Origin of the sequence: Pseudomonas monteilii NBRC 103158 = DSM 14164 (assembly GCF_000730605.1) — a bacterium.
Taxonomy (GTDB): domain Bacteria; phylum Pseudomonadota; class Gammaproteobacteria; order Pseudomonadales; family Pseudomonadaceae; genus Aquipseudomonas; species Aquipseudomonas monteilii.
This window is the reverse complement of record NZ_BBIS01000062.1, coordinates 39,109-45,819: the sequence shown is the minus strand read 5'-3', so window position 1 is coordinate 45,819 and position 6,711 is coordinate 39,109. Positions and strand designations below refer to the sequence as shown.

At 56.2% G+C, this 6,711-nt stretch carries 8 protein-coding genes; 5 read left to right on the top strand and 3 right to left on the bottom strand.

Annotated features, from left to right (window positions below; all coding sequences use genetic code 11):
- Positions 1-52: 52 nt before the first annotated feature.
- The 3 genes from PM2_RS26660 to PM2_RS26650 all read left to right on the top strand — a co-directional run bounded on the left by PM2_RS26660 (position 53) and on the right by PM2_RS26650 (position 2,797).
- The gene (locus tag PM2_RS26660; RefSeq protein ID WP_028699998.1) at positions 53-958 is read left to right on the top strand and encodes a LysR family transcriptional regulator; all 906 of its coding nucleotides are present in this window, start codon (positions 53-55) and stop codon (positions 956-958) included.
- Between the two features lie 440 nt (positions 959-1,398).
- Positions 1,399-2,160 (top strand): SDR family NAD(P)-dependent oxidoreductase, encoded by a 762-nt coding sequence (locus tag PM2_RS26655; RefSeq protein WP_016714335.1) that lies wholly within the window; start codon positions 1,399-1,401, stop codon positions 2,158-2,160.
- A gap of 79 nt (positions 2,161-2,239) precedes the next feature.
- Entirely contained in the window at positions 2,240-2,797 is a 558-nt protein-coding gene (locus tag PM2_RS26650; protein ID WP_016714336.1) for a flavin reductase family protein, read from the top strand.
- A gap of 17 nt (positions 2,798-2,814) precedes the next feature.
- On the opposite strand, the gene PM2_RS26645 is transcribed toward PM2_RS26650, so the two are convergent.
- The 3 genes from PM2_RS26645 to PM2_RS26635 all read right to left on the bottom strand — a co-directional run bounded on the left by PM2_RS26645 (position 2,815) and on the right by PM2_RS26635 (position 4,942).
- Complete coding sequence (locus tag PM2_RS26645; protein ID WP_016714337.1) at positions 2,815-3,714, bottom strand: AraC family transcriptional regulator; 900 nt, start codon at positions 3,712-3,714, stop codon at positions 2,815-2,817.
- Positions 3,715-3,922: 208 nt separating this feature from the next.
- Positions 3,923-4,177 (bottom strand): Atu4866 domain-containing protein, encoded by a 255-nt coding sequence (locus tag PM2_RS26640; RefSeq protein ID WP_016714338.1) that lies wholly within the window; start codon positions 4,175-4,177, stop codon positions 3,923-3,925.
- 27 nt (positions 4,178-4,204) lie between these two features.
- Positions 4,205-4,942 (bottom strand): SDR family oxidoreductase, encoded by a 738-nt coding sequence (locus PM2_RS26635; protein ID WP_016714339.1) that lies wholly within the window; start codon positions 4,940-4,942, stop codon positions 4,205-4,207.
- 295 nt (positions 4,943-5,237) lie between these two features.
- Here PM2_RS26635 and PM2_RS26630 point away from each other — a divergent pair, with 295 nt between their 5' ends.
- Both PM2_RS26630 and PM2_RS26625 read left to right on the top strand, forming a co-directional pair.
- Positions 5,238-5,669: a DoxX family protein gene (locus PM2_RS26630; RefSeq protein WP_016714340.1), complete on the top strand. Its 432-nt coding sequence runs from the start codon at positions 5,238-5,240 to the stop codon at positions 5,667-5,669.
- A gap of 58 nt (positions 5,670-5,727) precedes the next feature.
- Positions 5,728-6,651 carry an NADP-dependent oxidoreductase gene (locus tag PM2_RS26625; protein ID WP_028699997.1) on the top strand — a complete coding sequence of 308 codons (924 nt, stop codon included), beginning with the start codon at positions 5,728-5,730 and terminating at the stop codon, positions 6,649-6,651.
- The last annotated feature ends 60 nt before the right edge of the window (positions 6,652-6,711 follow it).

Below are 6,711 nucleotides of genomic sequence, written 5' to 3'. Positions count from 1 at the left end.
ATGATGCACCCCAAATAGCATGTCTTAATCCAATATGCCCGAGCTGGTAAAAATGATCTCAGATTCTGGCACACCAACTCTAGACCAGCTGAAAGTTCTCCTGACGGTCGTAGAGGTGGGAAGCTTTGCCGGTGCTGCAAGGAAACTGCATCGTGCAACGTCCGTGGTGAGCTATTCCATTTCCAATCTCGAGATGCAGCTTGGGGTATCACTTTTTGACCGCAAGACGACACGTAAACCAAAGCTGACAGAGGCTGGACGTACAGTGTTGGCCGAAGCACGAACGATCATCAACGGGGTCAACGGACTGCGATCGAAGGTGTCTGGACTGTTGCACGGTCTCGAAGCAGAGGTGCATCTTGCTCTGGATGTAATGCTGCCAGCGGAGCGGGTGGTCGATGCGCTCAGGACTTTTAGACAGGTATTTCCCACCGTGGCTTTGCATCTACACATGGAAGCGCTCGGTGCGGTCACCCAACTAGTACTTGAGAAAAAAGCTGGCATTGGGATCAGTGGCCCCCTTGACCTGGGGAGGGATGGCCTTGAGCGTGTCGGCGTAGGCAGTGTTGAGTTGGTACCCGTTGCAGCCCCGGCGCACCCACTTGCCCTCGCCGGCCGCAACGACCCTGGAGCGGCAAGAAATCACATCCAATTGGTGTTGTCAGACCGATCAACGCTTACCGGGGACAGAGATTTTGCCGTAGTGAGCCCCCGTACATGGCGGCTCGCGGACTTAGGCGCAAAACACATGCTACTCAAGGAAGGCATTGGCTGGGGCAACATGCCCTTACCTATGGTCCAGGCGGACCTCAATGCGGGACATCTTGTCCATCTCGATCTACCCGATTGCAGAGGCGGCTCTTACGCGTTTGACGTTATCTACCGGACTGACTCACCGCCTGGGCCGGCTGGTCTATGGCTCATCAAACGCTTCGGCCAGCAAGCCGAAGCTCTCTAGCGTTGTCAAATAAGCAGAATAAACCCTTCGATATTCTTCTGGTTTTTAGCCAGCTAGGCCCCTGTTAGGCTGTTGCTCATAGACCAGATCCGCGCGCTGCGGTGCCTGGGCCTCAATAGTCGCAAGACTCCGGTACCACGAGGTGAACCTATGTATTCAGCCGCCGAGCTTCTCAAACAACATTTCGAAACGTTTGTTGAGAACCATGAAGTTAGCGTTTGTGAGGGTAAGCTGACGCATATTCGTGAGTACTTCGATCCTGCCCAGGCGGCTTACACCGTGGACTCCCCCGTGATGATGCCGGGCTAGCACGCTGCCGAGTGCATGAAAGAAGCAAAACTCCGACAGGCAAAGCAAGGTCGCCAAGGAGTCGAATGTCCAAAAGAGAGAAATTGGCACCGTCGAAAGTGACAACCAATTCCTGACTTGGAGACATCAAAATGACTGACTTCATCCCAACCCCAAACGAAGTGGCAGGCAAAGTGGTGCTGGTAACCGGCGCGGCCAGCGGCATCGGCAAGGCCATCGCCGAGCTCCTTCACAGCCGTGGAGCGAAAGTCATTGCCGAGGATATCGACCCGAAAGTCAACGCACTTGAGCGTCCCGGCCTGGTTCCTTTCGTCGCCGATATCACCGTTGACGGCTCTGCCGAGCAAGCGGTGGCGTTGGCGGTAGAGAAGTTTGGCCAGCTGGACGTCCTGGTCAATAACGCCGGTCGCATCTTGTACAAGCCCCTCGTCGAAATGACCCGCGAAGATTGGGAATGGCAGATGCAAACTAACGTGACAGGGGCGTTTCTCCACTCCCGAGAGGCGATGAAGGAGATGATGAAGAACAAGAGTGGCGCGATCGTGAACATCGCCTCGTACGCGTCCTACTTCGCATTTCCCGGTATCGCGGCCTATACCGCGTCCAAAGGCGCCTTAGCACAGTTGACGCGTACCCAGGCGCTGGAAGCGATTGAGCATGGCATTCGGGTCAATGCCATTGGCGTGGGAGATGTGGTTACCAACCTGTTGAACCACTTTATGGAAGACGGTCGTGGGTTCCTGCAAGAGCATGGCAAGTCCGCGCCGATCGGTCGAGCTGCAGCACCGGAAGAGATCGCCGAGATTGTCTCTTTCCTGGCTTCCGAGCGCGCCAGCTTCATTGTCGGTTCGGTGGTCATGGCCGATGGCGGCATGAGCGTCCCGGTAGGTTAATCCTTCGCCTTGTCCGCGTTGTGCTGCATTGGCAGCACAACGCGTTTTCTTGCTACCAGACCTATTCAACGGAGCCGTCATGACCGCACTTCGAAAATCCGACTTCCCCCTCATCAACGTTCGCCAGCATCTGGAAACCGGGCCCATAGTGCTCGTGACCTCAGCCTGGAACGGCGAAAGTAACATCATGACCATGGGCTGGCACATGATGATGCAATTCGATCCAGCCCTTTTGGGCTGCTACATCTGGTCGGGGAACCATAGCTACGAACTGATCCGCAACAGCCAGCAATGCGTGATCAACGTACCCACCCTAGAGCTGGCGGACCAAGTCGTCGCGGTGGGCAACAATACGGGCAGTGCTGTGGACAAGTTTGGCCAATTCGGTCTTACCCCGACAGCTGCGACGCAGGTTGAAGCGCCGCTGATAGCCGAGTGCTATGCCAGTTTCGAATGCCAGCTGTATGACTCGAAGCTGATCGACGAGTACGGTCTGTTCATCTGGCAAGTGGTCAAAGCGCATGTAGATCGCTCGGTGGAGCAGCCTAGAACGCTGCACTACAGGGGAGGCGGTCAATTCATGGTGGCGGGGGAAATCTTGGACTTTCGCCAGCAATTCCGTCCCCAGAACCTCTGACTGGCGTGGACTACTCACTATTTACGGTATTGAGTGGGCGTGACGCCAACCTCACGTTTGAACACCTGAGAAAAATGGCTTGGGCTGCTGTATCCGATCTCCAAGCCTATATCGATCACGCTCCGATCCGTTTCGATTAGGAGCTGCCGGGCTCTTGCCATCCTCAGTCTGATAAAGAACTGCGACGGGGAATAACCAGCGGCTTTTTTGAACATCCGGCTGAAATGGTACTCGCTCATCCCAGCTATTTCGGCCAAGTGCCCGAGATTGAATTCATCAGCCAGATTCGCCTCCATTGCCGACAGCACACGGCGCAGCTTGTAAGCAGGCAATGCATTGCGGCGCACGATATCGTCCGCTGAGCTGTCCAGGTAGCTGCGGGCAAGGTGAATGGCGATGCACTGGGCCAACCCCTGAAGATAAAGAGGGCTAGCCCTGTGCCCCGTCAGTTCCAGGCGAACTTGCTCCAGTAGAACGGACAACCCATCGTCACGCCCGCCCGAGACTTCACTTAGTCGAACCGCTTCCACAGACCCGCCCAAGACCTCATGGATGGCTTTTTCCAAAAGCGGGATGCCGAGGTAGATATGCATGACCTCAAATGGTTCTACACCATCTACGTTCCAGCGCATCTCGTAAGGTTGTGCCGAGGTAGTCAAGAAGAAATCACCTTTGGACACTTGGCTACATTGCCAGTCGCCGTCAAGCTCACGCTCCTGAACGGCAGCATTACCGGAGATGATCCACACGAGCAAGGGCTCAGCTACGGCGGGCACGATAAAGCTCTCTTCCTTACGCTCCCGGTTAAAGATCTGCACCAACATATCCCTATCGGCCAGAACGTCCGAGGCGGCAAGCCGCTCACCCCGAATGTAAGCCTCCAGGCCATGGGCTGAAGTCCGCTCTATGACATCCATGGGAATCGTCACCTCAGTTAGTACGCCGACACAAACGAGCCATCTCGGGCATTGGTCTCACAGGGTGGACTTGAAGTTCAAGCCTAGGCTTTCAACAGTCAAGGCCGTTCGCGGCCCCGTAGGGGATGTAAAGAATCCGCTCTGGATGCGTGTTCTGAAAGGTAAAAGTCGAAAAAAAAGCCGGAATGTCTCCATTCCGGCCGGCCCCTCAACGCTCGGGATAGAGAATCATCCCTGCGTGATACAGCACGTTGCTTCGAAACTCCCCGTCGGCAGTAAATCCGGTGTCATCCACATACTCGATGTGATCACCCTCTAGCCAGTATCGACCTTGGTACGCGCTTTGTTGCCCTCCGCGGGCTTCGTCATAGCGGCCGCCAGGCAGGAGCTCATGGCGAATGCGACCGTCAGCCGTCACCCACATGCCAACGTATTTATCCTGATCTCCAAGTGGTTCACCCATGGCATTTCCTCGCTGTCGACCGGACGTTCAGAATGGACTTGCGGTTGGACGCACGATCAGTTCGCTGACATCGACATCCGCAGGCTGTTCTACGGCGTAGGCGATCGCCCGGGCAATCGCCGAGGCTGGAATCGCGATCTTGCGGAACTCGCGCATCTCGGCACGCCCGCCCTCATCGGAAATGCTGTCGGCCAGTTCGGACTCGGTGACGCCTGGGGCAATGACGGTGACCCGGATGTTACCGCCCACCTCCTGGCGCAAGCCCTCGGAAATGGCTCGTACGGCATATTTGGTGGCGCAGTACACCGCAGCGGTCGGGCTTACCGCGTAGGCTCCAATCGAGGCAATATTGATGATCTGACCGGCGCGCTGTTCTTGCATGAGCGGCAGCGTTGCGGCAATGCCGTGCAGGACGCCGCGAATGTTCACATCGATCATCCGATTCCACTCATCTACCTTGAGCGCTTCGAGTTTCGAAAGCGGCATGACGCCGGCATTGTTGATCAGCACGTCGACGCGTCCGTGCAGTTCGACAGCGAAGTCGATAAAGGACTGCATGTCATCAAGGTTGGTGACATCCAGCGCCTGGACATCAGCGATACCGCCTGCTGAACGAATCTCCCTGGCCAGAGTTTCCAGGCGATCGGTGCGGCGGGCGCCCAGGACCACGCGAGCGCCTTTGCTGGCAAGCAGGCGGGCTGTTGCTTCGCCGATACCACTGCTGGCGCCGGTGATCACGATGACTTTTTGTTCGATGCCGTGCATTTTCGTACTCCTGTTTCTGGCTTGAGGGGCCACCGCCGACAGGCAGGTGGTGAAGCAAGAGTAAGAAGCCTTGGCTGGGCTGGGTTATCCGATTCCTGCGGTCAACATGCACGATCCTGCGCAAGTGGTCGGCGTTGGAGTTCATGCGATGCCAGCGGGCAAAAAGCAAACATGCTTATCTATCTCATCGAACGTAAACCACGAAATTAAGCGACTATTCAGCTATGTGAGGCTGTTCCAGACTTACTCATACCAGCGTTCCATTCCGGAATGCTTACACCAAGGAACGTATGCCATGCCTCACGCCATCACCATTTCAAGCTCAGCCTCTCATCCTTCGGCTGCAACAGCTGGTGCCGCCGCACTAGTAGGTCGCATTTTTCTGAGCGCGATCTTCATCCTCTCAGGCGTATCCAAGGTAGGCGCGCCGGCCATGATGATCGGCTACATCAGTTCAGTTGGTCTGCCGTTTCCTTCCTTAGCGCTGACGCTTGCCATTCTCGTGGAAATAGCCGGCGGTGTAGCTCTGATCGCCGGGTATAAAACCCGTGTTGTCGCAGCAGGGTTGGCGCTTTTCAGTGTCCTCACTGCGGTGATCTTCCACAGTGCTCTGGCCGATCAGAACCAATTCATTCACTTCTTCAAGAACATCGCGATGGCCGGCGGTTTGCTGCAGATCGTGGCCTACGGCGCAGGACGCTTCAGCTTGGACGCGCGTCGCCAGTAACTGACGCGCCCTGCCAAACATCGACTTGATAACCCATTACCTACAGACGGGGAAGTTCATGAAAGCTATCCAAGTGGCAGAGTACGGTCAGATTGAACGGCTTGAGCTGATAGAGCTTGAAGAGCTGGTGCCCAACGATGACCAGGTTCTCATTGACGTTGCCGGCAGCGGAATCAATCCGATTGACTGGAAGATTCTCTCGGGGGCCATGAAGGAGTTCATCCCAATGTCCTTCCCCTACACGCCGGGTGTAGAGGTTGCCGGCACCATTGCAGCAGTTGGAAAGAATATTCACGAATACGCCCTGGGTGATGAGGTGTTCGGATTCATTGGAATAGGCGGTGGTTACGCCACCCAGGCTCTTGCAACGCCCGACAAGCTTGCGCACAAACCCGATGGGTTGTCACTTCTTCACGCCGGTGGAATTCCTGCCGCAGCGCTTACTGCTTGGCAGGCGCTGCACGAACACGCCGAAATCAAGCCAGGCCAGACTGTTGTGATTCACGGTGCAGCAGGAGGGGTGGGTAGTTTCGCGGTCCAGTTAGCACGGCTGGCCGGCGCTCATGTAGTGGCAACAGGCTCGGCCAGAAACCGAGACTACCTCCGATCACTCGGCGCCCATCAGTTCATTGATTACACCGCACAACAGTTCGAGAACCTCGTCAGCAATGTCGATACCGTCATTGATCTGGTCGGCGGAGACACTCAGGATCGCTCCTGGACGGTGATCAAACGCGGTGGGGCGTTAGTCTCGCCTGTCAGCACACCCAACGCGCAGAAAGCACGTGAGTACGGCGTAGTCAGCAAAAATTTCGCAACCCGGTCGGACGGGCGCCAGTTAGCGGAGATAGCGAAATTGTTTGCTGAGAAGAAGCTACACGCCGAGGTTGAGGTCGTTCCGCTTTCCAGCGCGGCTGAGGCTTTGATGCTAAGCCGGGGAGGACATATTCGCGGCAAACTGGTGTTCGATGTGAATCGGTGATTAATCTCGAAGGCGCTGCGCTCGGGTGAATCTGCCGGAAGGCGGCCCGGCGCAGGAATA